Source organism: Bradyrhizobium sp. A11 (genome assembly GCF_042077125.1).
In the GTDB taxonomy this organism is placed as follows: Bacteria; Pseudomonadota; Alphaproteobacteria; order Rhizobiales; family Xanthobacteraceae; genus Bradyrhizobium; species Bradyrhizobium japonicum_B.
Window position 1 is genome coordinate 560,405 of record NZ_CP149509.1, and the last position, 22,855, is coordinate 583,259.

Annotated in this window: 22 protein-coding genes and 1 tRNA gene; 15 read left to right on the top strand and 8 right to left on the bottom strand. The window is 64.8% G+C overall.

The window, feature by feature from the left end; all coding sequences use genetic code 11:
- Nucleotides 1–51: 51 nt before the first annotated feature.
- From yidC to rpmH, 3 genes are read right to left on the bottom strand one after another with little or no spacing between them, the layout of a single operon-like run.
- The gene (yidC, locus tag WI560_RS02550) at nucleotides 52–1,926 is read right to left on the bottom strand and encodes a membrane protein insertase YidC (RefSeq protein WP_375306768.1); all 1,875 of its coding nucleotides are present in this window, start codon (nucleotides 1,924–1,926) and stop codon (nucleotides 52–54) included.
- A 16-nt stretch (nucleotides 1,927–1,942) separates the two neighbouring features.
- Nucleotides 1,943–2,344 (bottom strand): ribonuclease P protein component, encoded by a 402-nt coding sequence (rnpA, locus tag WI560_RS02555; RefSeq protein WP_375306769.1) that lies wholly within the window; start codon nucleotides 2,342–2,344, stop codon nucleotides 1,943–1,945.
- A gap of 27 nt (nucleotides 2,345–2,371) precedes the next feature.
- Complete coding sequence (rpmH, locus tag WI560_RS02560; RefSeq protein ID WP_008542748.1) at nucleotides 2,372–2,506, bottom strand: 50S ribosomal protein L34; 135 nt, start codon at nucleotides 2,504–2,506, stop codon at nucleotides 2,372–2,374.
- A 363-nt stretch (nucleotides 2,507–2,869) separates the two neighbouring features.
- Between rpmH and WI560_RS02565 the strand changes: the two genes are divergently transcribed.
- The 5 genes from WI560_RS02565 to WI560_RS02585 all read left to right on the top strand — a co-directional run bounded on the left by WI560_RS02565 (nucleotide 2,870) and on the right by WI560_RS02585 (nucleotide 8,362).
- A complete protein-coding gene (locus WI560_RS02565; protein ID WP_375306770.1) occupies nucleotides 2,870–4,363 on the top strand; it encodes a sensor histidine kinase in 1,494 nt (497 codons plus the stop codon).
- A gap of 286 nt (nucleotides 4,364–4,649) precedes the next feature.
- Nucleotides 4,650–4,726, top strand: a tRNA-Arg gene (locus WI560_RS02570).
- A gap of 82 nt (nucleotides 4,727–4,808) precedes the next feature.
- Complete coding sequence (queD, locus tag WI560_RS02575; RefSeq protein ID WP_375306771.1) at nucleotides 4,809–5,165, top strand: 6-carboxytetrahydropterin synthase QueD; 357 nt, start codon at nucleotides 4,809–4,811, stop codon at nucleotides 5,163–5,165.
- 362 nt (nucleotides 5,166–5,527) lie between these two features.
- Nucleotides 5,528–7,393 (top strand): adenylate/guanylate cyclase domain-containing protein, encoded by a 1,866-nt coding sequence (locus WI560_RS02580; protein WP_375306772.1) that lies wholly within the window; start codon nucleotides 5,528–5,530, stop codon nucleotides 7,391–7,393.
- Between the two features lie 66 nt (nucleotides 7,394–7,459).
- Nucleotides 7,460–8,362 carry a hypothetical protein gene (locus WI560_RS02585; RefSeq protein ID WP_375306773.1) on the top strand — a complete coding sequence of 301 codons (903 nt, stop codon included), beginning with the start codon at nucleotides 7,460–7,462 and terminating at the stop codon, nucleotides 8,360–8,362.
- 11 nt (nucleotides 8,363–8,373) lie between these two features.
- On the opposite strand, the gene WI560_RS02590 is transcribed toward WI560_RS02585, so the two are convergent.
- Nucleotides 8,374–9,147 (bottom strand): IclR family transcriptional regulator, encoded by a 774-nt coding sequence (locus WI560_RS02590; RefSeq protein ID WP_375308752.1) that lies wholly within the window; start codon nucleotides 9,145–9,147, stop codon nucleotides 8,374–8,376.
- A 118-nt stretch (nucleotides 9,148–9,265) separates the two neighbouring features.
- Here WI560_RS02590 and WI560_RS02595 point away from each other — a divergent pair, with 118 nt between their 5' ends.
- From WI560_RS02595 to WI560_RS02605, 3 genes are read left to right on the top strand one after another with little or no spacing between them, the layout of a single operon-like run.
- The gene (locus WI560_RS02595) at nucleotides 9,266–10,057 is read left to right on the top strand and encodes an enoyl-CoA hydratase/isomerase family protein (RefSeq protein ID WP_375306774.1); all 792 of its coding nucleotides are present in this window, start codon (nucleotides 9,266–9,268) and stop codon (nucleotides 10,055–10,057) included.
- Between the two features lie 3 nt (nucleotides 10,058–10,060).
- Complete coding sequence (locus WI560_RS02600) at nucleotides 10,061–12,148, top strand: acetate--CoA ligase family protein (RefSeq protein WP_375306775.1); 2,088 nt, start codon at nucleotides 10,061–10,063, stop codon at nucleotides 12,146–12,148.
- A gap of 22 nt (nucleotides 12,149–12,170) precedes the next feature.
- Nucleotides 12,171–13,196, top strand: a complete 1,026-nt coding sequence (locus WI560_RS02605; RefSeq protein ID WP_375306776.1) for a tripartite tricarboxylate transporter substrate binding protein — start codon at nucleotides 12,171–12,173, stop codon at nucleotides 13,194–13,196.
- A 104-nt stretch (nucleotides 13,197–13,300) separates the two neighbouring features.
- Here WI560_RS02605 and WI560_RS02610 read toward each other — a convergent pair whose 3' ends face one another.
- The 3 genes from WI560_RS02610 to WI560_RS02620 form a co-directional block, all read right to left on the bottom strand.
- Nucleotides 13,301–13,666, bottom strand: coding sequence for a BA14K family protein (locus WI560_RS02610; protein ID WP_375306777.1), 366 nt, complete (start codon nucleotides 13,664–13,666; stop codon nucleotides 13,301–13,303).
- A gap of 124 nt (nucleotides 13,667–13,790) precedes the next feature.
- Nucleotides 13,791–14,054 (bottom strand): hypothetical protein, encoded by a 264-nt coding sequence (locus WI560_RS02615; RefSeq protein WP_375306778.1) that lies wholly within the window; start codon nucleotides 14,052–14,054, stop codon nucleotides 13,791–13,793.
- A 228-nt stretch (nucleotides 14,055–14,282) separates the two neighbouring features.
- A complete protein-coding gene (locus WI560_RS02620; protein ID WP_257178487.1) occupies nucleotides 14,283–14,609 on the bottom strand; it encodes a hypothetical protein in 327 nt (108 codons plus the stop codon).
- A gap of 233 nt (nucleotides 14,610–14,842) precedes the next feature.
- Between WI560_RS02620 and WI560_RS02625 the strand changes: the two genes are divergently transcribed.
- The gene (locus WI560_RS02625; RefSeq protein WP_028138822.1) at nucleotides 14,843–15,508 is read left to right on the top strand and encodes a class I SAM-dependent methyltransferase; all 666 of its coding nucleotides are present in this window, start codon (nucleotides 14,843–14,845) and stop codon (nucleotides 15,506–15,508) included.
- Between the two features lie 13 nt (nucleotides 15,509–15,521).
- Nucleotides 15,522–16,565 (top strand): zinc-binding dehydrogenase, encoded by a 1,044-nt coding sequence (locus tag WI560_RS02630; RefSeq protein WP_028138821.1) that lies wholly within the window; start codon nucleotides 15,522–15,524, stop codon nucleotides 16,563–16,565.
- Between the two features lie 107 nt (nucleotides 16,566–16,672).
- Here the strand turns inward: WI560_RS02630 and WI560_RS02635 are convergent, their stop codons facing one another.
- Nucleotides 16,673–17,557: an MBL fold metallo-hydrolase gene (locus tag WI560_RS02635; protein WP_375306779.1), complete on the bottom strand. Its 885-nt coding sequence runs from the start codon at nucleotides 17,555–17,557 to the stop codon at nucleotides 16,673–16,675.
- Between the two features lie 94 nt (nucleotides 17,558–17,651).
- Here WI560_RS02635 and WI560_RS02640 point away from each other — a divergent pair, with 94 nt between their 5' ends.
- From WI560_RS02640 to WI560_RS02660, 5 genes are all read left to right on the top strand, one after another.
- Nucleotides 17,652–17,984 (top strand): ArsR/SmtB family transcription factor, encoded by a 333-nt coding sequence (locus tag WI560_RS02640; protein ID WP_375306780.1) that lies wholly within the window; start codon nucleotides 17,652–17,654, stop codon nucleotides 17,982–17,984.
- 20 nt (nucleotides 17,985–18,004) lie between these two features.
- Nucleotides 18,005–18,331 (top strand): rhodanese-like domain-containing protein, encoded by a 327-nt coding sequence (locus tag WI560_RS02645; RefSeq protein ID WP_257196740.1) that lies wholly within the window; start codon nucleotides 18,005–18,007, stop codon nucleotides 18,329–18,331.
- Between the two features lie 149 nt (nucleotides 18,332–18,480).
- On the top strand, nucleotides 18,481–19,260 hold the full coding sequence (locus tag WI560_RS02650; protein ID WP_375306781.1) for a sulfite exporter TauE/SafE family protein: 780 nt from the start codon (nucleotides 18,481–18,483) through the stop codon (nucleotides 19,258–19,260).
- 215 nt (nucleotides 19,261–19,475) lie between these two features.
- Nucleotides 19,476–21,635 (top strand): GumC family protein, encoded by a 2,160-nt coding sequence (locus WI560_RS02655; protein ID WP_375306782.1) that lies wholly within the window; start codon nucleotides 19,476–19,478, stop codon nucleotides 21,633–21,635.
- Nucleotides 21,636–21,637: 2 nt separating this feature from the next.
- On the top strand, nucleotides 21,638–22,783 hold the full coding sequence (locus WI560_RS02660) for a glycoside hydrolase family 5 protein (protein ID WP_375306783.1): 1,146 nt from the start codon (nucleotides 21,638–21,640) through the stop codon (nucleotides 22,781–22,783).
- The last annotated feature ends 72 nt before the right edge of the window (nucleotides 22,784–22,855 follow it).

The window sequence follows — 22,855 nt, forward strand, 5'->3', positions numbered from 1 at the left end:
TGTGGAGGCATGGTGCCCGCATGACGTGAGCGGACACCTGCTGACGGAGACCTACGTCGCCTTCCGCGCGAACGTCGCCTTGAGATTGTCGAACAGCTCCACCTTCACGCCGTTGCGGCGCATGATGTAGCTCTGCTGGACCACCGAGAGCAGATTGTTCCAGGCCCAGTAGATCACGAGGCCCGCGGGGAAGCCCGCCAGCATGAAGGTGAAGATCAGCGGCATCCAGTTGAAGATGATCTGCTGCGTCGGATCCGGCGGCGTCGGGTTCAGCTTCATCTGGAACCACATCGTGATGCCCATGATGATCGGCCAGATGCCGAGCGCGAGGTAATGGCCGAACACCGGAATCGTGGTCGGATCGAACGGGATCAGTCCGAACAGGTTGAACAGGTTGGTCGGATCCGGCGCCGAGAGGTCCTTGATCCAGCCGTAGAACGGCGCGTGCCGCATCTCGATGGTGACGAACAGCACCTTGTAGAGCGCGAAGAACACCGGGATCTGGATCAGCACGGGCAGACAGCCGGCGACCGGATTGATCTTCTCCTTGCGGTAGATCTCCATCATCTCCTGCTGCTGCTTCACCTTGTCGTCGGGGTAGCGCTCCTTCAGCGCCAGCAGCTGCGGCTGGACCGACTTCATCTTCGCCATCGAGGCGTAGGACTTGTTCGCCAGCGGGAAGAACAACAGCTTCACGATCACGGTGACGAGCAGGATCGAGATGCCGAAATTGCCGAAGAAGCGGAAGAAGAAGTCGAGACCGAGGAACATCGGCTTGGTCAGGAAGTGAAACCAGCCCCAGTCGATCAGCAGATCGAAATGGTTGAGGCCGAGCTCCTTGTTGTAGCCGCCATGGCCGGCGAGCGGGAAGTTGATGCCGACCACGCCGGCTTCCTTGGCGCCGGCGAACAGCCGCGCGTTCGCCGTCGCGGTGCCGCCGATCGCGACCGTGACGGGGTCGAGCAGATAGTCGGTCTGATAGGTGTGAACCTTGCCGACGGGGTTCGACGAGAACCGCGCCTGCAGCCGCGCATTGGTGTCGGGCAGCAGCGCCGAGGCCCAGTACTTGTCGGTGATGCCGAGCCAGCCATTGGTGACGTTGTTGAAATTCACCTGCTTGGCTTCGTCGACCTGCTTGTAGGCATATTCCTTCAGCTTCTCGTCGCCGAGATAGCCGATCAGGCCTTCATGCAGGATGTAATAGCCGGAAACTTGCGGCGCGCCGTGGCGCGAGATCAGCGCGAACGGATAGAGCGTGACAGGCGCATTGCCGACGTTGTTCACCTCGTCCTTGACCGTGAAAAGATAATGGTCGTCGACGGCGATGGTGCGGCGGAAGGTCAGGCCGTCGCCATTGTCCCATTTCAGCACCACGGGCGTCGACGGCGTCAGGCTGCCGCTGCCCTCCTGCTGCCAGACGGTCTGCGCATCCGGCATCTTTGCCGTCACGCCCGTCGCCGCAACCCAGCCGAATTCGGCGTAATAGGGCTCCGCCGTGCCCGAGGGCGAATAGAGGACGATCGGCGGCGATTTCGGATCGACCGTCTCGCGATATTGCACCAGCGCGATGTCGTCGATGCGGCCGCCCTTCAGCGAGATGCTGCCGACGATCCGCGGCGTCTCGATCTTCACGCGCGGGCTGGCTGCAATGGCGGTCTCGCGGGCGACGACCGGCTGGACCTGGTTCACCGCCGGCGTCGACGGCTGGGCCGCGCCGGGCTGCGGCGCGCTGCCGGGCGTCGCCGGCGCGCCGCCTGGCGTCGCGGACGCGCTCGGCTGGGGCGTGCTGCCCTTCTGCAGCTCCGCCTGCGTCTGCTGCTGGGCGCGCTGCTTCTCCATCTGCGGCACGTTGTAGAAATACTGCCACGCGATCAGCACCAGGCCGGACAGAATGACGGCGAGGATGGTGTTACGATTGTCGGTCATCTCGATTGTCTCGTCATCAATCTGGTTTGCGGCTGGTCGCTGCGGCGGGACCCGGCCTGTGGCCGCGCGCTTTGGCCGTATGCCGCGCGGGCTTCGTGAACGCTATGCGCAGATCGTCGAGCATGGTGGCGAAGGGGCGCGAGAGCGCGTCCCTTCGGCCGACCAGCACATAATCATGATGGGGTTGCATCGACACCGGATCGAGCCGCTTCACCAATTCGCGAAGCCGGCGCCGGATGCGATTGCGCTCGGGGGCGTTGCCGTTCTTTTTGGTGACGGTGAAGCCGATCCGGACCGGGCCGTCGTCATCGCGGGCAAGACTTCGACGGTCAAGGCTTTGCAGGACGAACGCAGGACTGTTCACCCGCGCGCCATTGGCAACGGCGAGGAAATCCGCCCGCTGCCTCAGCCGATCCATGATGAAATCCCAAAAGGGGGGTCTGGCTCAGGCGCTCAGACGCTTGCGACCGCGCGCGCGGCGGGCGGCGAGAACCTTGCGGCCGCCGGCAGTGGCGAGACGGGCACGGAAACCGTGACGGCGCTTGCGCACCAGTTTGCTGGGTTGATAAGTCCGCTTCACGGGTTTTTCTCCGCTGACCGGGCAATTTGCCTGTAGAATTGATGGTAAAGTCCGGAAGATGCGGCCCAAAACGGGCCCTTTTCCGGCCCCAAGAGAGCCGCTCCCGGCGTCGCACCGGGTCATCGCGGACAATTTGCGCGGCTTATAAGCGAGCGCCTTGTTTTCGTCAACGCCGCACAAGCGCGCGATTTTCGTGAATATCGCTGTTTGTGCGGGGTTTTTAACCCTTGAGGTGGCGAGTAGCGATATCAGCGCCTACATCCCACCTAGGCAGATTAGCGATCTGTAATTTGACCGAACCGGGCCCGGGTCGCATCCTTCTACCGCCAATCCTTCACCCGCCAGGCAGCGAGGGCGAATTTCGTGGCAGCGACAGACCGCCAGCCGATCCAGGATCAGGATCAGCCGGAGCAGCCGGTGATGCGCTCCCGCGGCGGCCTCGGGCTGTCGGGCAAGCTGCTGCTGCTGACCGTTCCCCTGGTGATGATCGCGGCGGTCCTGCTCTATGTGCCCGCCATTGCCAATTTCTGGGTCAACCGGCTGAACGACCGCGTCGCGGCGGCGAACACGGCGGCGCTGGTGCTGGATGCCGCGCCGCTCGGCATGGTTCCCGATTCGCTGTCGCGCCAGATCCTCAAGAGCATCAATGCCCGCGCGGTTGCCATCAAGATGGGCCAGCAGCGCCGGCTGCTCGCCAGCGACAACCTTCCCGCCACCATCGAGCATGACATCGACCTGCGCGACATGACGGCATGGGAGGCGATCACCGGCTCGTTCCGGATGATGCTGGAGACCGGCAACCAGGCCATCCGGATCGTCGGTCCCGGCGTCGGCACGGCCCAGTTCATGGAGGTCGTCACCGACGAGCTGCCGCTGCGGCAGCAGATGTACCGTTTCTCCCGCAACCTCGTGGTGGTCGCGCTGATCATCGCGGCGCTGACCGCCGGCCTCGTCTACCTCGCGCTTCATTATCTCTTCGTGCGTCCGATGCGGCGGCTGACCGCGAGCCTGGTCGGCTTCCACGAGAATCCCGAAAGCTCGGCGGGAATCATCGTGCCGAGCCAACGCAGCGACGAGATCGGGGTCGCCGAGCGTGAATTGTCGGACATGCAGCGCGATCTGATGTCGATGCTGCATCAGAAGAGCCGGCTCGCCGCCCTCGGTCTTGCCGTGTCCAAGATCAACCACGATCTGCGCAATCTGCTGGCTTCGGCCCAACTGCTGTCGGACCAGCTCGCCAGCGTGCCGGATCCGCGGGTGCAGCGCTTTGCGCCCAAGCTGGTGCGCTCGCTCGAGCGTGCCATCGCCTTCTGCCAGTCCACGCTGTCCTACGGCCGTGCCCAGGAGGCCGCGCCTGACCGCCGCATGATCCTGATCGAGCCGGTCGTGCTGGAGGTGCGCGAGACCGCAGGCCTTGCCTCCGACGCCTCGATCGCCTGGGTTGCCGCAATCGAGCGCGGGCTGGCGGTCGATGCCGATCCCGACCAGCTGTTCCGGGTGCTGCTCAACCTCGTCCGCAACGCCGCCCAGGCGCTGGAGAGTCATTCCTCCGGCGACGGCGGTCCGCAGCAGATCCGGATCACCGGAAAGCGCGAAGGCGCGGTGGCGATTCTCGAGGTCTCCGACACCGGTCCCGGCGTGCCCCCGAAGACGCGGGAGCGCCTGTTCGAGGCCTTCCAGACCTCGGGCCGTCCCGGCGGCAGCGGCCTTGGCCTTGCCATCGCCGCCGAGCTGGTTCGCGCCCATGGCGGCGAGATCCACCTGGTCGAAGGCACCATCGGCGCCACCTTCCGCATCGTCATCCCCGACCGCCCCGTGGAGCTGCTCTCCATCCGCAACGAGCGGCAGAGGGCCTAGTCGGCCAGCGGCCGAGTGGGCGGCAATTTCACTGCTTCCGTCATTCCGGGATGGCCCGAAGGGCCAGGCCCGGAATCCATAACCCCGGCTGGTGGTTATGGATTCCGGGCTCGCCGCTTCGCGTCGCCCCGGAATGACGGAGAGATGAGTGAAGATCTGCAAAAATCTCCCCATCCCGGACCTTGCCAATCGGGACAAGAGCGGTTAGTCAGAGCGCTCTTTCGCACCCCCTCCGGCTCCGCCGGGGGCTGCGTCGCGGGCTATGCCCGCGCTGTTTGCGAAACACGCGCCCGTAGCTCAGCTGGATAGAGCATCAGACTACGAATCTGAGGGTCGGACGTTCGAATCGTTCCGGGCGCGCCATTCTTCGACGAAGGTCAGGACAAAGCAGCATCTGGTCGCCAGACGGGCCGAGACCGGATGGCTTCGCCGTGTGAGGAGCGGAATGAAGATATCGCAGGCGTTCAAGTTCGAGGCGGCGCATCGGCTGCCGAACGTGCCCGAGACTCACCGATGCCGCCGGCTGCATGGACATTCCTACCGGGTCGAGGTCCAGCTGGACGGGCCGGTCGACCCGCACACCGGCTTCGTCGCCGATTTCTTCGATATCGAAAAAAGCTTCGCCGGCATCCTGGACGCGCTGGACCACCACTGCCTGAACGAGGTCAAAGGGCTGGAGAACCCGACCGCCGAGAATATCGCGATCTGGATCTGGGACCGGTTGCAGCCGAGCCACTCGCAGCTTTCGGCGGTCCGCGTCTATGAAACGGCGGATTGCTGGGCCGAATATCAGGGGCGGTGACGTCGGCCCGGCGCTGACCCGGCGCCGGCCTCACCACCTTGAGGTGCAGCCGCTCATCGTGTGGATGGAGCATCAGCCTGCGAATCGGCGGGGGACGTTCGAAGCGTTCCCTGCGCGCCGCGTCGGTATGGAGCTGCGAAGTTAGCAGCCGCCGTTTCTCCTCCCTGGGAACCCGCAGGGAAACTCAGGATCAGCCGTATGCGCGGAGTGCCGCTGCCTGCACGCCGTCGGGAGGGGGCTCGTCACTCACGCACATATGAGCTGTGTTGATACCCGCATGCGGGTCGGACGGTTTAGTTTCAAGCTGGCGTCGAATGTCCGCAATGCCAGTTCGTGCTTGGCCCTGCACAGGGAAACCGTTGATGGAACGCAAGCTCGCCGCGATCATGGCCGCCGACATCGTCAGCTACAGCCTGATGATGGCCGAAAACGAGGCCTCCACCTATAAAGAGCTGCGCACCGTCTTCGACAATCTGATCGAGCCCACGGTCGCGCAGCATGGCGGACGCATCTTCAAGATGACCGGGGACGGCTTTCTGGCGATGTTTCCCAGCGTCAACGAAGCCGTTGATGCGGGCACTGCTATCCAGCAAGGGTTCGACAACGCCCCGTTTGAGCTGCGCATAGGCATCAACCTCGGTGATGTCATCGAGGATAATGGCGATATGTACGGCGACGGCGTTAATGTCGCCACACGGCTTGAGGCAATGGCCGATCCCGGTAGCATCTTTGTCAGCGGCGCTGTCGTCATGGCCGCAGACCGCAATCGCGGCGAGGTGTTCGCGCGTGTGGGCCGCAGGCGCGCCAAAAACATTCCCGAGCGTCTTAATGTCTACCGGGTACGGCGCGCGCAATCCTCGTGGTCTCGCTGGCGAAAAATCCCGCGCGTTCTACATGGTACCGCTGCGCGCTGGTCGTATGGCGTCGCCGCAATAGCCCTTGTCCTCATCGGCACCCAAATCCAACCGCTTTCCCTGGCTGCGATGGTCAGCCGGCTCCCGGCCGCGCTGTTGTTCGACCAGACCCGCGCCGACCCGCGGCCGTCAGTTGCGGTCATGCCCTTTGCGGCCATGGGCGGCGACCAGTCGTACTTTGCAGACGGGCTGACCGAGGATGTGACCACGGCGCTTGCAAGGAATTCCGAGCTTCAGATCATCGCGCGCGACTCCACATATGCCGTGCGCGGGCAAGAAAGCGATATGCGCAAGCTCGGAGCAAAGCTGGGCGTTTCCTACGTGGTAGAAGGCAGCGCGCGCCGCGAGGGGGACCGGCTTCGCGTCTCGGCGCAGCTGATCGACGTGAAATCGGGCGCGCACCTTTGGTCGCGCAGCTTCGACAGGCAGGTTGCCGACGTCTTCACGGTACAAAGCGAGCTGACCACGGAAATCGTCGCCCAGCTCGCGCCGTATATCGGCCGAAGTGAAGCCATTGCTGCCGCGCAACGTCCGACCGACAACCTTCAGGCTTACGATCTTCTCCTGCGGGCGCGTCATCGATACCGGCATGGCGTCCAGGATGCGGAAGCACTTATGGAGGCACGCGGCATGTATCAGCGTGCGCTGGAAATGGACCCGGCCTATGCCACCGCCCGTGCGGGCTTGGCTCTCACTTACATCGCGGATGTGGCCAGGAGGTCGAACGGCCGGGCGACAGCGCATGAGCTGGAACTAGGTCTCAGCGAAGCGCGCCAGGCTGTGCGCCTCGATCCCAATCTCTCGCTCGGCTATCAGGTGATCAGCTTCGGGCTGGCGGTGCAGGGCGACTATGCGGGCGGCTTGCAGGCCGCCAAGCGCGCCGTCGAACTGAATCCCAATGACCCGGATAGCATGATGGCATTGGCAAAAGCGCAAGTCCGTTTCGGGGACTACGCGGACGCCGTTGCCAATGCCGAGCGGGCACGTCGCCTTCATCCCATGGCGCCTGAATATTACGCCTATGTGCATGGCCAGGCCCTTTACGCCGCTGATCGTCGCGACGAGTCGGCCGCCGTGATCTCCGAATGCCTTGTAAGGGCGCCGCGCGATGCCAACTGCCTGCTAATCCAGGCTGCGCTACTAGGGCGGCGCGGCGACATCGAAGCGGCGCAGCTGACGATGGCAAACCTGGTAGCGGCCCAACCGACATTCTCGTTGGAGACAGAGCGTTCTTATCGCCGTTTTGGCAACAAGCCGCTCATGGAGCAGTTCCTAATGGACCTGACGGTGGCGAAGGCACCGGGGGCTGCGTAATAGGATTTTGTGTAGCTTCTCAGTTTCATCTCGTCGGGCGCGCCGTTTCGATAGTAAGTTCGTCCGATGCGCACTATCCATCATCTATTCTCCCGCCTCGTCTTGTTCCTTGGAATCGCAGCCGCCTCGCTGCTCCCCGCGCGCGCGGCGGAAACCTGCCCGTTCATCAGCGCCCAGGAGCTCGCGCGCGCGATGCCGGCGCTCAAATGGTCGCTGATCTCCAATCAGGATGGCCGCGGTTGCATCTACCAGGCCGGGCGCGGCGACACGATGATGCTCTCCGTGTTCCGCAATCCCGACAAGGACCGCGCCAGGGAATTGTACGCCACCTTCGTCAAGACGCTGGCCGAGCGCATGAAGCTGAGCGCAGTGACGGGGATCGGCGATGAAGGCCAGCGCGGAACGAGCGCCGCCGGCGCGGAGCGCCAGGAGGCTTCGGTCGTCGCCTTGTCCGGCGACTACATTCTCCAGCTGACCGTCCATCCGATCGGCCGGCGTGCCGACGATGCGCTGCTCGGACCGCTCAGCGAAGCCGCGCGCATTGCCGTCGGCAGCGTGAGCAGGAGCAGCGAGCGCTTCGGCAATTGCGAGTGGCTCAAGGCCGCCGATGCCGACGGCTTTCTCGACGCGAGCACGCTGACGGTGCAGCGCACCGGCGTGGGCAGCTGCATGATGTTCGATCGCGAGGCCAACACCATGACCGTCGCGGTGATCGCGACCTCGCGCGACACCGCCATCGGCATGATGAAGCGCGCGGGTCCCTGCAAGCACGTGGCGATACCCGAGCTCGGCGCTGAAGCGTTCGGCGAGCATTCCTGCACCAAGGGCAACGGCAACGCCGTCAATATCTACGTCTGGAAGAACGGCAGGCAGGCTTCGATCCTGTTCGCGCCGGTCAAGCCGCATCCGGAGTCCGGCTCGGTCGAGCGCCTCAAGGCGGTCGCGGCGCGAGTCTATGGAAAGCTGTAGGGGGCGTCGCTTCAGTCCGCCAGCACCTCCTTGCACTTCGCTGCAAAGGCGTTGAGGTACGCGCCGAGTTCGCTCGCCAGCGCATCGGACCGGTCGACATTCTGCAGACTCATGTTGAGGGCGTAGACCGGAAGCCCCGGCAGCACGATGGGCGTTGCGACGGCGAGCACGGCGGGCTGCCAGGACACGGCGCAATAGCCGTCGCGTTCGACGGAGCCGATTGATTTCCTGACGTCCGCGAGCAGCGCCCTCGTGGCGGCCGTGCTGCGCCGCCTGAACTGCTTCAGCAACCGCTCGCGCTCGGCCTCTGCAATGCCGGCGAGGTAAGCGCGGCCCAGCGACGTCAGCTCCATCGGGACCTGCTGGCCGGCGACCACGTTGCGCAGCGCCGCGCGCGGGCTGTAGCGGATCGATTCCAGATAGACCATCATGATGCGATCCGCGGTCGCTAGCCCGACGTTGAGCCGGCGCCTCGCCGATTCGGCCCGCATCATCGGTCCGATCGCGTTGAGCACCGGTGATCCCGTCCGCATCGCGTGGCCGATGCTGACGACCGACGCGGCCAGGCGGTAGGCCCGCTCGCTACGGACTTCGTCGAGCATGCCGGAATTGACGAGCGTTCGTGTCAGCCGGCTGACCGTCGATCGCGGCAAGCCGCATCGCTCCGCAATCTCGCCGTTGCCCAGCGTGTCGACCCCCGGCCGGAACGCCCGGAGGATCTCGATCCCTCGTTCGAGCGACCGGTTGCCGTCAACCCCGCCCGCATATCTGCGCGCCTGCATCATGCCCAGCTCCGCCAACATTTCCACTCAGTGGAATTAAGCGGATGCTCCGGCGGGGGCAAGCCGCTATCAGCTGGGGGAAGAAGAATGCCCGGCCGCGCGGGCTTGACGAGGAAACGCCATGTCCTATCAGCTCATCGAATTTTCCGTCGAAGCCGCCGTCGCGACCATCGCCTTCAACCGCCCGGAACGGCGCAACGCCATGAGCGACGAGATGCGCGCCGAGTTTCTCAGCGCGCTCGACACCGTGGCGCGCGACAGGTCGGTCAAAGCTCTGGTGCTGACCGGACGCGGCAACGCCTTCTGTGCCGGCGGCGACATCAGCGGCATGAAACGCCGGCTCGAGGCGCCGCAGGGCGAGGTCGCCTTCAACGGCTGGAGCCGCCAGCAGGGCGTGCACCACGTGCAGTCGTTGCTGCTCGGCCTGCCGAAGCCGACCATTGCCGCCGTCAACGGCGCCGCTGCGGGCTTAGGTGCGGATACCGCGCTGGCCTGCGACTTCGTCATGGCCACGGAACGCTCGAAATTCACCTGGTCCTACATCAAGCGCGGTTTGATCCCCGATGGCGGCGGGCTGTATTTCCTGCCGCGCCGGGTCGGGCTCGCGAAGGCCAAGGAGTTGATCTTCACCGGCCGAATCGTCGAGGCCGACGAGGCGCTCGCGCTCGGCATCGTCGATCGCAAGGTGGCCTCGGCCGAGCTGCTGCCGGCCGCGCAGGCCTGGGCGACCGAGCTGGCTCAGGGGTCTCCCACCGCGCTGGCGCTGAGCAAGAAGATCTTGAACGAGACCTTCGAGCATTCCGCGCACGATATCTTCAATCTCGGCAGTCAGGCGCAGGCCATCTGCTACAGCAGCGCGGAACACCGCGACGCCGTGATAGCGTTCCTCGCGCAATCCTCCGCGAAGGAGTGAGCGATGAGCGCAATCGAACGCCTGATCCGGCCGCGCAGCATCGCAATCATCGGTGCATCCGCGGATCCGACGAAGACGTCGGGCCGACCGGTGTCCTATCTCCAGAAGCACGGCTTTTCGGGTGAGATCTATCCCGTCAATCCGAAGGTTGGAGAGATCGGCGGCCTCAAATGCTATGCGGACGTCGCCTCGCTGCCTGATGTGCCTGACGTCGGCCTTGTCCTGCTCGGCGCCGAGCGCGCGCATATCGCGGTGCGCGAATTGTCCGAGCGGGGGGCTGCCGCGGCAATCGTTCTTGCCAGCGGCTTTACCGAGACCGGACCGGAAGGGGCCGCGCGCCAGCAGCAGCTCATGCAGGCCGCGGGGTCCATGCGGATCCTCGGGCCGAACACGATCGGCCTCGTCAATCTCACCGACAATATCGTGCTGTCGGCGTCGGGCGCGCTGGCGATGGATCACTTCCCGGCGGGGGCCATCGGGCTGATCTCGCAAAGCGGGGGGATTCTCGGTGCGGTGTTGTCGCGCGCCGCCGCACGCGGAATTGGGTTGTCCAAGCTGGTGTCGACCAGCAACGAGGCCGATCTCGAACTTGCCGACTTCATCGACGTCCTCGCTGAAGACGATGCGACCAGAGTCATTGCGCTTTACATCGAGGCGATCCGCAATCCGCTTCGCTTTCGGGAAGCGGTCCTCAGGGCGCGCCGCGCCGGCAAGCCCGTTGTCGCCTTCAAGATCGGTCGGTCGGAGGCCGGCGCACAGGCGGCCGTCTCGCACACCGGCGCGCTGGCCGGCTCCGACCGCATGTACGACGCCTTGTTCCGGCAACTCGGCGTGATCCGCGTCAGGACGTTCGAAGACCTGCTCGACATTCCCGCAGCCCTTGGCGCGGGACGCAAGCTTTCCGGCCGGCGCGTTGCGATCCTCACCTCGACCGGCGGTGCCGGCACGATCGTGTCCGACAGTCTCGGCGTCGCCGGCTTTACGACACCCGCACCCGATGCGGAGACGGCGGCGCAATTGCGAGCCTTGCAGTCGGGCTCGCACGCCAATCTCGATCGCAACCCGATCGACGTGACCCTGGCCGGCCTGCAGCCGGAGCTGCTGCGCGGCGCCATCCGCATCCTGCTCGCAAGTCCATCCTATGACGCGCTGGTGGTCATTGCCGGCTCGTCGGCCGTGGGATCGCCGGCCCTGCTGGCCGACGCCATCCACGACTGCCTGCCGCTCAGCAACAAGCCGGTCATTGCCTATGTCAGTCCCTATGCGCCCGAGGTCGTATCCGTCCTCACGCGGCGCGGTGTCCCAGCCTATACCTCCGCGGAGAGTTGCACCGCCGCGCTCGATGGGCTGTTGCGGGCCGCAAGGCCGGAGCAGGTCCAGACACCCGCCTCGTCCCTGACGACGGTTGATGTCGGCGATTTCCCGGCTGGATCGCTGGATGAAGCACAGGCCAAGGCGCTGTTCGCCCGCTTTGGGATTCCCGTCGTAGCGGAGAAAGTGGTCGCAACCGCGCGCGAAGCGGAACAGGCGGCGCGCTGCCTCGGCGACCGGGTCGTGCTCAAGATCCTCTCGCGCGAGATCGCGCACAAGAGCGATGTCGGCGGCGTCGCGGTCAATCTGACCACTGACGCGATCGGCGGCCGCCTGGCGGCGATGGCCGATGAGGTCGAGGCCAGGACCGGGAAGCGGGCCGATCAATTCCTGGTTCAGGAGATGATTTCAGGTGGCGTCGAAATCATTCTCGGAATGCATCGCGATTCGCTGGGAACCGCGATCCTGCTCGGCATGGGCGGCGTCGCTGCCGAATTGTTCAAGGACACCACGATGCGTCTGCTTCCGCCGAACGGAGGCCTCGATCTGTCCGAGGCGCGGGCGATGGCGCGCGATCTCGTCACATGGCCCTTGCTGGACGGCTTCCGCGGCCGGCCGGCATGCGATGTCGAAGCGCTCGCGGCAGCGGTCGTTGCGTTCTCGCGCATGGTTGCGCAGCTCGGTGATCGGCTTTCCGAAGCGGAGATCAATCCGGTGTTCGTGCTGCCGGCGGGCCAGGGCGTGAAGGCCGCGGACGGATTGGTTGTTCTCAATGTCTGAGCAAAACCGGAGGGATCTCCAGATGGCCATTGGCGATATCATCAAGCACGACGAAGCTGGCGGGAAGGCTCCCGCCGTGCGGCACTGGCGAGGTCTCGCCATTCTTGCCTGTGCGTTCCTCGCAGGGCTCGGACTGACGCCGGCGCGCGCGGAATATCCCGACAAGATCGTCAAGATCGTGGTGCCCTTCGCAGCCGGCGGCGGCACCGACATCATGGCGCGAACCACTGCGCAGGAGATCCAGGCGGATCTCGGCAAGTCTGTCATCATCGAGAACAAGCCGGGCGCCGGGACCATTATCGGAACCCAGACGGTGGCGAGCAGCGAGCCTGACGGCTATTCGCTGCTGATGGCGACTTTCGCCCACGCGGTCAATCCGAGCCTCTACAACAAGCTGCCGTTCGATCCGCACAAGGATTTCGCGGCGATCTCGCTGATCGCGCGCTCCTTCAACATCGTCGTGGTCAACCCGGCATCGAAGATCAACTCGATCTCGGATTTGATCGCGGAGGCCAAGGCCAATCCCGGCAAGCTCAATTTCGGAACCTTCGGCACCGGCACCTCGGCGCATCTCGCCGGCGAGCTGTTCAATGCGATGGCGAAGGTCAAGATGACGGCGGTGCCCTACAAGGGCGCGGCGCCGGCGATCAGCGATCTCCTGGGCGGGCAGATCGACGTGATGTTCACCACGGTGGCAAGCGCGGCCTCGCTGGTGGCTGCAGGTCAGCTCCGGGCGCTGGCCGTCACATCCGCCGAGCGTTCAGCGGCGTTTCCGCAATTGCCCACCGTCGCCGAGGCCGGGGTGCCCGGCTACGCCGCCGAATCCTGGTACGGATTGTATGCTCCGGCCAGGACGCCCGCTCCGGTGATAGCGCGTCTCAATCAAGCCATCGCAAAGGCAGTTCAGTCCGGTGCCTTCAAGAAGCTGGAGGCGAACGAAGGCCTCATCATGGTCGGCAGCGCCCCGGAACAGCTCGATCGCTATGTCGCCCAGGAGGAGGAACGCTGGCGCAGGCTGATCAAGGACGCGAACATCGAGGTGCAATAGACGTGCGGGCTGCGCTTGTTTCGCCTTGTAATGAATTGCAAGCCCTTGCCGAATGTCGGCAGCCTCTCTCAGAGCGAGGAGGCTGCCGAAAACTCATGCCCGCGTCACGGGCAGGGGTGACGCAGGCCGTCACGGCCCAGATAGGTCCCTGAGCCGGGATCGTAGGAGCGATAGCGCTGCGCACAGTAGGACGTGGCGTTGGCTTGAGCCTGGCTGCTGGCGATTGCGCCGCCGATGATTGCACCGGCCGCGAGGCCGCCAAGCACGGCCGCGCCGTTCCCACCGTGATGATGCCCGTGATAGCCATGCCGATGCCCATGTCCGTGCCAATGCCGGTACTGCACCTGCTGCACGCCTGAATCAGCGCCGGGATTTGCGATCGGCAAAGGCGCCGCGAGCCCCGGTGATGCCGCCGTCGAGAGCATCGCTCCAGCGGCCGCAAGGACGACGAAAGTCTTACGCATTGTCATGTCGGACTCCATGTTGTCGAGGATGCCGGAGCAACGGCCGCATGCCTGCTCCGTTCCTCTCATGCCGGGCGAGCGTCAGAGCGTCGCGGAAAATGAACTGTTGGTAAGAATGCATGCGATGCGGCTAGCTGTCCTCGCCGTTCCGCCGGCGGAAGGGATCGGCGACATCATCGTGACCGCTGCGGCTGCTGAAGAACATCAGCGCCATCAGCCCGCATCCGATCAGCAGTGAGAAGAAGGCTCCGAGGCCAAGCGCGATCCAGCCGTGCTTTCCCATCTCGACGCCGCTGCTGGATTCCCAGACCGAAAATCCCCAGACGCCCGTGAGGATCAACATGGCTCCGAGGGCAACCAGCAGGGCGATCTGACCGGCACTGATGTTCTTCATGGCTGTTTCCTTGTCGTGCCTGACGAGGGTCAATTGCGGCGGGCGACGAGGCGTTCCCGTAACGGCACCGATCTCCAGGCTGTCGTTGTGAGCTCCCCTGCCGGGACACGCTAGCCGGCCCTGAAAGGGAACTTGTTGTCCTGCAACAAACAGCCGCGAGCGATTGGCTTTTTGCGACCAGCTGCAATTTTGGCGGCGGTGCGCGCTTCGGCTTCCCTGGCTCAGTCCTTATCGTAGGCCCTGTTCGTCGATCAGAATGCGGTGGATCTCGATGCGCTGCGGCAGCTCGATCAGGAACTCCGCATCGCGCGCGAGATGATGGACCTTGGTGGGCTCGCCCTTGGTGAAAGCCGTCATGGCTGCGATGTCCGCCCAATAGGAAATGGTCGTGAACCACGTCTCCTCGTCGCGGTCCTCGCGCAATTGCTGCACGCCGAGCGCGGTCTTGCGAAGCGGCGGAATGCCCTCGGCCTGAAGATAGGCCTGGTAGGCGTCGGCGAGCTCGCGGCGGGTACGGCCGCGCCAGATGCGGGCGATGGTCGGTTTGGTCGGCATGACAGGCTCCCTTGCGGCGAACGCCGCGCCCCGCATTCTGTTCCATCCGCCTTCGTATCGCCGCAGCGGCAGAAACCGCGGCCGGCTGCCGGCGCCGCGGGCGCCGGAGTCCACGTCATTGATCTGAAGCAATGATGATCGCGTCCCTAGATGCTACAGCGATTCGCAAGTTGCGATCCGAGCCTTTCCGGCCAATCGCGACAATCGCAACGCGCCTGGAATCAGAGGACTCAATGGGACGACTCCTGAATATCGTGACGCCACTGCATACGGCGACCAAGCGCGACTACATGGCCCGCATGAACGACGACAAGATCGGCTGCTCGCTGAAGGCGCGGGAATACGAGGCCGATTATTGGGACGGCGACCGCCGCTTCGGCTACGGCGGATACCGCTTCATCGAGGGGCGCTGGGCGCCGGTCGCCAAGGCGCTGATCGAGACCTATGGTCTGAAGGACGGATCCAGCGTGCTCGACGTCGGCTGCGGCAAGGGCTTCCTGCTCTACGAGATGCAGAAGATCCTGCCGGGCTTGAAGGTCGTCGGCTTCGATATCTCCAAGCACGGTCTTGCCAATGCGCATGAGCAGGTGAAGCCCTACCTTTTCAACTATCGCGCCCAGGACATCTATCCGTACGGCGACGACAGTTTCGACCTCGTCATCTCGCTCGGTACCCTGCACAATCTGCGGCTGTACGAGCTCGAGGCGGCGCTCAAGGAGATCGAGCGGGTCGGCAAGAACAAGTACGTCATGGTCGAGGGCTATCGGACCGTCGCCGAACTGCACAACCTCGAATGCTGGGCGCTGACGGCGGAGTCCATTCTGCACACCTCGGAATGGATCTGGCTGTACGGCAAGCTCGGTTACACCGGCGACTACGAATTCATCTATTTCGAGTGATCGGGCGCTCCTCATGGACATCAAGACCGCCAAGGCGGCCATCCTCGTCGAGTCGGGCAAGCCGCTGATCGTCGACGAGTTCAGCTTGCCGGACAGGCTCGAACACGGCCAGGTGCTCGCGCACGTGCATACGTCGAGCATCTGCGGCGCGCAGATCAACGAGATCGACGCGGTCAAGGGCGTCGACAAGTTCCTGCCGCACTTGTTGGGACACGAGGCGCTGGCGACGATCGTCGAGACCGGACCGGGCGTGGTTTCCTGCAAGCAGGGCGACACCGTCGTCATGCATTGGCGGCCGGGCAAGGGCGTCCAGTCCAACACGCCGGTCTATTCCTGGCGCGGCAAGCGCCTCAACGCCGGCTGGGTCACCACCTTCAACGAATATGCCGTGGTGTCGGAGAATCGCGTCACGCCGGTTCCTGATACGATCGACCGCACCAGCGCGCCGCTGCTCGGCTGCGCCGTGACGACCGCGCTCGGCGTCGTCAACAACGATGCGCAGATCGCCATCGGCGAAGCCGTGGTGGTGTTCGGCGTCGGCGGGGTCGGATTGAACATCGTGCAGTTTGCCGCGATGGTCGGCGCCTATCCCGTCATCGCGATCGACCGCCTCGACAACAAGCTCGAAATGGCGAAGCAGTTCGGCGCCACCCACACCATCAACTCCGAGGCGGTCAAGGATGTCGCCGCCGAAATCCGGTCGATCACCGGCACTGAGGGACCCGACAAGGTGGTCGAGACCACAGGCGTCAAGAATCTGATCGAACTCGCCTACGAGATCACCGCGAAGAAGGGCCGCTGCATCCTGGTCGGCGTGCCGCGCGAGAAGGCCGAGATCTACACGCTGCCGCTCCACTTCGAGAAAGTGCTGAAGGGCTCGGAAGGCGGGCAATGCCAGCCGGCGCGCGATATCCCGCGCCTCGTCCGCCTCAGCGACGCCGGCAAGGTGAACTACCGCGGCATCGTGACCCACCAGTTCGCGCTCGACGACGTCAACGACGCGCTGGACCTGATGCGCAGCGGCACGTCGGGGCGAATCCTGCTGAACATCAGCTGAGCGCGGCCGCGGGGACGCACGCTTTCACGTAGGCGTCCGAATTGTTGCGCGTCCGGCCTTCGCCTCTCGCTTGTCGAGAGGCGGCGTCATGTGCGATCGCGTTGGACCTACACGCAGGTCTGCGCGCCGCCCTTCAGCTTCACGGGGATCGTGAGATAGCGCACCCCATTGGCTTCGGCAGGCGGGAATTTGCCGGCGCGGATGTTGACCTGAATGGAAGGCAGCAGCAGCTTCGGTGCCGACAGTTTGGTGTCGCGCGCCTGCCGCATCGCTACGAATTCGTCTTCGGATACACCGTCTTTGACGTGGACGTTGTTCTCGCGCTGCTCGCGTACCGTGGTCTCCCACGCGAACGCATCACGGCCGGGGGCCTTGTAATCGTGACACATGAACAGCCGTGTTTCCGGCGACAGCGCCAGCAGCCGCTTGATCGAACGGTAAAGCTTGTGAGCGTCGCCGCCGGGGAAGTCGGCGCGCGCGGTGCCGTAGTCCGGCATGAACAGAGTGTCGCCGACGAAAACGGCGTCCTCGATCTTGTAGGAGATGTCCGCCGGGGTGTGCCCCGGCGTATAGAGAACCTCGACCTCGAGTTCGCCGATCCTGAAGCGCTCGCCGTCGCGGAACAGATGATCGAAGTCGCTGCCGTCGGTCTTTAGGTCGGTGGCGTTGAAGATCGGCCGGAAGATGCGTTGGACGTCCTTGATGTGCTCCCCGATGCCGATCTTCGCGCCGGTCTTCGCCTTGATGAACGGCGCGCCTGAGAGATGGTCGGCGTGCGCGTGCGTCTCCAGCACCCATTCGATGGTGTTGCCGGCATTTTCGGCGGCCTTCAGCATCGCCTCGACGGATCGCGTATCCGCCTCGCCCGAACTGTGGTCATAGTCGAGCACCGGGTCGATGATGGCGGCCTTCTTTGTTGCGGGATCGGCGACCAGGTAGCTCACCGTGTTGGTCGGTTCGTCGAAGAATGATTGGATGATGGGTCGTGGCATGTCTGGAACCTCCTGATGTCGGCGGCCGGTTGGTCTTGACGGATATATTAGCAGATCCTAAATAAGCAATATCTAAAGCAAGAGAGAAGGTCCGATGGCGTCCCCAACGTTTGATCCGGAAACTTTCGAGAAACAGGCCGTCGAGGTTGCCGGCATCTTGCGGGCGCTCGCCAATGAGCGCCGGTTGATGATTCTGTGCAGACTGGTTGAATTCGGCGAGGACAACGTCAGTTCCCTCGCTGAAGCCGTCGGCCTGTCGCAATCGGCCCTGTCCCAGCACCTTGCGAAAATGCGCGAGGAGGGGCTCGTCGCGTTCCGAAGGGAGAGCCAAACGCTCTGGTATCGCATTGCCGATCCGCGCATCGAGCAACTCTTCGCCACGTTCTACAGGCTGTTTTGCGCGCCTGTCAGAGCGAAACGCCGATAAATCAACAAAAGGAGCCAGGAATGTCGCTACCCTCGATCAATCCCGCACAAGCGCGCAATCTCGTCGAGAAAGGCGCGATCCTCATTGACATCCGTGAAGCCGATGAACATGCCCGCGAACGGATCGTGGGCGCTCGAAACTTGCCTCTGTCGAAGCTCGATCAGGCCGACCTTGCGGCGCATCAGGGCAAGCAGGTCATTTTCCACTGCAAGAGCGGCGCCCGTACACAGATCAACGCGTCGCGGCTCGCGTCGAAGCTGGACCGAAGCTGCGAAGCTTTCATCGTGGCAGGCGGGCTCGACGCATGGCGCAAGGCGGGGCTCCCGGTTGAAGGCGGGCGCCGTTGAGCCGCGGGCTCAACGCCAAATGCAGGCCGGTGCCGGACCGATCGTCGCGGCGGTCGCCTCCCCGCTGCATGGCCGTCTTGCTGTGAGCGCCCCGGCATTGCCGGACTACCACGTGCCATCGCTGCCTGATGGCAATTGAGGAACGCACGATGCTATCCCTGACCCAAGGCGCGCTTGGCGTCGCCTCCGGCTCGCTGGTCGGCTTCTCGCTCGGGCTGGTCGGAGGCGGCGGCTCGGTTTTGGCCGTCCCCCTCCTGATCTATCTGGTCGGGGTGGCGGATCCTCATGTCGCGATCGGGACCAGCGCCATCGCGGTGGCGGCGAACGCCGCCGCCAGTCTGGCGAGCCACGTCCGCGCCGGCAACGTGAAGTGGCGCTGCGCCTCGGTGTTCGCGCTCGCTGGTATAGCCGGTGCCTTTCTTGGCTCCACTCTCGGCAAGATCATCGATGGTCAGAATCTTCTCGCCTTGTTCGCCATCGTCATGATGATCGTCGCCGCGCTGATGTTGAGGGGCCGTTCCGGCGAGGGGGAGCCGTCGGTGAGACTCAATCGAGAAAATCTTCCGAAGCTCGTGGGCCTGGGCCTCGCCACAGGCGCCTTGTCCGGCTTCTTCGGGATCGGCGGTGGCTTCCTGATCGTGCCCGCGCTGATCGCCGCCACCGGCATGCCGATCTTGTACGCGGTTGGCTCCTCGCTCCTGGCGGTCACCGCGTTCGGGCTGACAACTGCGGCGAATTACGCCCTGTCCGGCCTTGTGGATTGGTCTCTCGCGGGGCTGTTCATCGTCGGCGGCGTTGTTGGAGGGCTTCTCGGCGCCCGCTCCGCAACCTCCCTTGCTGGCCGCAAGGGTGCGTTGAACACCGTATTTGCGGCGCTCATATTCGCAGTCGCTGTCTACATGCTGCTCCGTAGCCTGCGCTGGATTTGATCCATCGTTGGTGATTCTTCAGGGCCGCCTCGGCGCGGGGCGCGCCAAAATCGGACCTGCACCGCCGGGGGTTCCGGCGCCGTCGCCGCCGGCATGGCCGAGCCGCGCCTCCTGACGGCTTCTCGCCGCCGGCCGTAACCGGCGGTTAACCATGGATATTTACGGTGTCGCAAGCCTCTGAGCTATGACAGTCAGTTGATTTCGAGTCCAACCCCATGGCGTTCGGTAGCCGCCCATCTCCGCGAAGCATCGCCCCGACGGAGCCAGCGGCTTCGTGGGAAGCGCCGCAGGCTGCGCGGACGAGGACTGACGGCGCCGCGCCGGCGCTGATCAAGGGATCGCTGACCGTCTCCGGAGCACTCTCTTTCCTGCGCGAGAACGGCCGGCGCATTCTGACGCTGGCGTTGGCACTGTTCGCCCTCGGCGTCATCGTTCTCATGATCCTGCCGGTCCGCTATGCCGCGACGGCCCTGGTCGTGCTCGATCCCCGGGAGCTGCGCATCACCACGGAGCAGGACGTCCTGCCGGGCATCGGCCAGGACGCCGCGGCGCTTCAGAGCCAGATCGAGATCGCCAAATCGGACGGCTTTCTCCGTCCCCTGATCGAGCAGCTCAAGATCGCCGACGACGATGACATCGCGGGCGGCCATACCGACATGACGCGCCTGCTCGAAAAATTCCGCAGCCGCCTCGAGATCACGCGCCGCGGGCTCACCTACGTCATTGCGATTTCCTTCACCTCGAACCGCCCGGAACGCGCTGCCTCCTACGCCAACGCCATCGCCGAGGCGTTCGTCGCCGGCCAGGGCCGCGTCCGCACCGCGGCCACGGACGAGGCCGCCGACTGGCTCAAGGACCGGCTGAAGACGCTGAACGAGCGCCTGCGCGCGTCGGAAGACGCCGTCGCCGCCTTCCGGCTCGAGCACAAGATCCTCAATGCCGGCAAGGATTCCACCACGCAGCAACTGCGGGTGACCGATCTCAATCAGCAGGTCTCCGCCGCGCGTCTGCGCACCGAGGAAGCCAAGGCGCGCTACGATCAGGTGCAACGCGATCTCAAGGCCAATGTCGAAGGGCCGGTGAAACAGGACCTGCTGAGCATGCTGCGGGCGCAGCGCTCGGCCCTGAATGACCAGATCGCGCAGAAAAAGGCGGTGTTTGGCGACCGCCATCCCGATCTCGCGATCTCCTACAGCCAGCTCGCCGATATCAACCGGCAGATCGAGGTTGAGCGGAAGAAGAACATCGAGACGGCGAAGTCCGAATATGAAGCGCAGCTGGAGCAGCAGAAGGCGCTGGAAAAACAGCTGAAAGAGGTCGAGACCAAGATGCTGGTCGACGGGCAGGCGCTGGTGAAGCTGCAGGAGCTGCAGCGCGACGCCGATGCCAACCGGAACATCTACGAGCAGTTCCTGTCGCGGTTCAAGACCACCGACGAGCAGCGTCAGCTGCAGGCCTCGCAGACCAAGATCGCCTCGGCGGCCATTCCGCCGCTGCGCTCGACGCGCCCGCCGCTCGCGCTGCTGCTGGCGGCGCTGGCGATCGGCTCGCTGCTGACGTCGACCGCTGCCGTCGCGGTGACGACGAGCATGTCCGATCAGTCTGCGCCGACCGAGGCTCCCATGCAGGCGGCCGTCGCGGAGACGCAGGCGCGGCAGATTCAGCCGCAGCTCCAGCCGCAAGCCCAGCCTGCGGCTGCGGCCCGGCCGGACGCGATGCCGCGGCTTCCCGTCTGGGCCCGCATCCCCGATCTGTCGTCCACGACCGCGACCAGTACCGTCTGGCAAAAGCCGATTGCTTCCCCCGGCGAGCTCGATCTCGGTGCCCATCTGCGGCCGCTGCTCGAGCGAATCGATCGCGTGCCGGTGCGCGGCTGCAAAGTCGCCCTGGTGTTGTCGGTCGGCAAGAGCGCCGGCGGCAACACCGTTGCGCGCTCGCTGAATCGCGCCGCCGTGACACGCGGCATGATGAGTGTCCTGATCCGGTTGCAGGGGGAATTCGCAGGTCACCAGCCTCCGGTGACGGAATGGAATGATGGGTCGACCACGGCGGGACTGCAGTCGATCGACGAACTCCTGAGCGCCGGCCGCAAGGCCGATGCACGGCCTGAGGACGATATTCGTTCGGAGTTCGATCTGATCATCGTCCATGCCGGCAATCTCGCCTTGCAGCCCGATGCCATCGCGCTGGCGGCGCATGCGGACCTGATCATCCTGGTGGCGCGCGCCGGCGAGCTCGGTTCGGCGGCGATGCGCCGCGTGACCGCGGCGCTGTCGCGGTACGAGGCCGTGCCGACGGGGCTCGTCGTCAATCATGCGCCTGCCGGCTCGCAGGCGCCGCACCCCGAGGGCGGCGCATTGGGACTTGCGGTGTGACGATGGCAGGCTGGCGTGGTCGCCTGCTGGCCAGAGCGATGCTGCTGCTGCTGTCGATCTCGTCAGGCCCGCCGGTCTTCGCCGGCGATTGCGTGCCCGTGCCGCAGACAGTCGCACCTGGCAGGCTCGCCGCATTGTCTCGCGGCTTCAATGCCGACGGCTGGATCAACGGTGCAGCCCCGAGCGCTGAATTGCTGCAGCAGCTGCGCAGGGCGGGAATGAGCCATGTCCGGCTGCCGGTGCCGGCAGAGCGCGTGATGCCTCGTTTCGCCGCGAAGGACGAGCGCGAGGCGACGCTGCGCGTGCTCGACAAGGCGCTGAAGCAGCTCACCGCGCTCGGCTACGCCATCTCCGTCGATCTTCACCCCGGCGAGCGCTTCAACCGCCTGCACAAGGAAGATCCGGACGCGGCGTTGCAGCAAATGCAGCAAGCCTGGAGCGGCCTTGCCGGGGTCATCCGATCCTATCCGGCCGATCGCGTCTTCGCCGAGCTGCTCAACGAGCCCGATATCGACGCCGACAGATGGCAGACCGAGGTCGAGGCGCTCGCCGCCTTCGTGCGCAAATTGCTTCCAGCCAATACCCTCGTCGTCGGTCCGGTCAACTGGCAGCGCGCGGACTCGCTGCCGCGATTCCGCCCGCTGCCCGACCCTGATGTCGTCTATGCCATCCACTTCTATGATCCGATGGTGTTCACCCATCAGGCCCATTGGGACGCACAGGATCCGCTGCACGACATCATCGATCTGCCTTATCCGATCAATCCCGGCGATCCCAAGGTTCAGGCCCTGCGCAAGGATCTTGAGCTGAGGGGCGCGACCAAGGCGCTGGGCATGCTCGACGTCGCGATCGCCGCCGCCAGGGACAAGCCGACGGCCCATCGCTGGCTTGCGCCCGCGCTGCAATGGCAGCGGCAATTCGCACGGCCGATCATCGTCAACGAATTCGGCGTGCTGAAGGCCGGCGCGCCCAGAGAGAGCCGGTTGCGCTGGCTGGCGGAGGTCACCGCCTACGCCCGCGATCATTGCTGGGGCTGGGCGCATTGGGAGCTGGCGCAGGGCTTCGGCCTCGTCGATCGCAACACCGGCAGGCCCGATCCCGACGTGATGCGGGCCTTGCTCGGCGCGACCCGGGCCGGCCGCCGCTGACGGCGCGGCTCCGCTATCGTTAACGCATCCTTACACATCGCCCCGCTATCGTGCCGGCCGCGCGATGCCAAG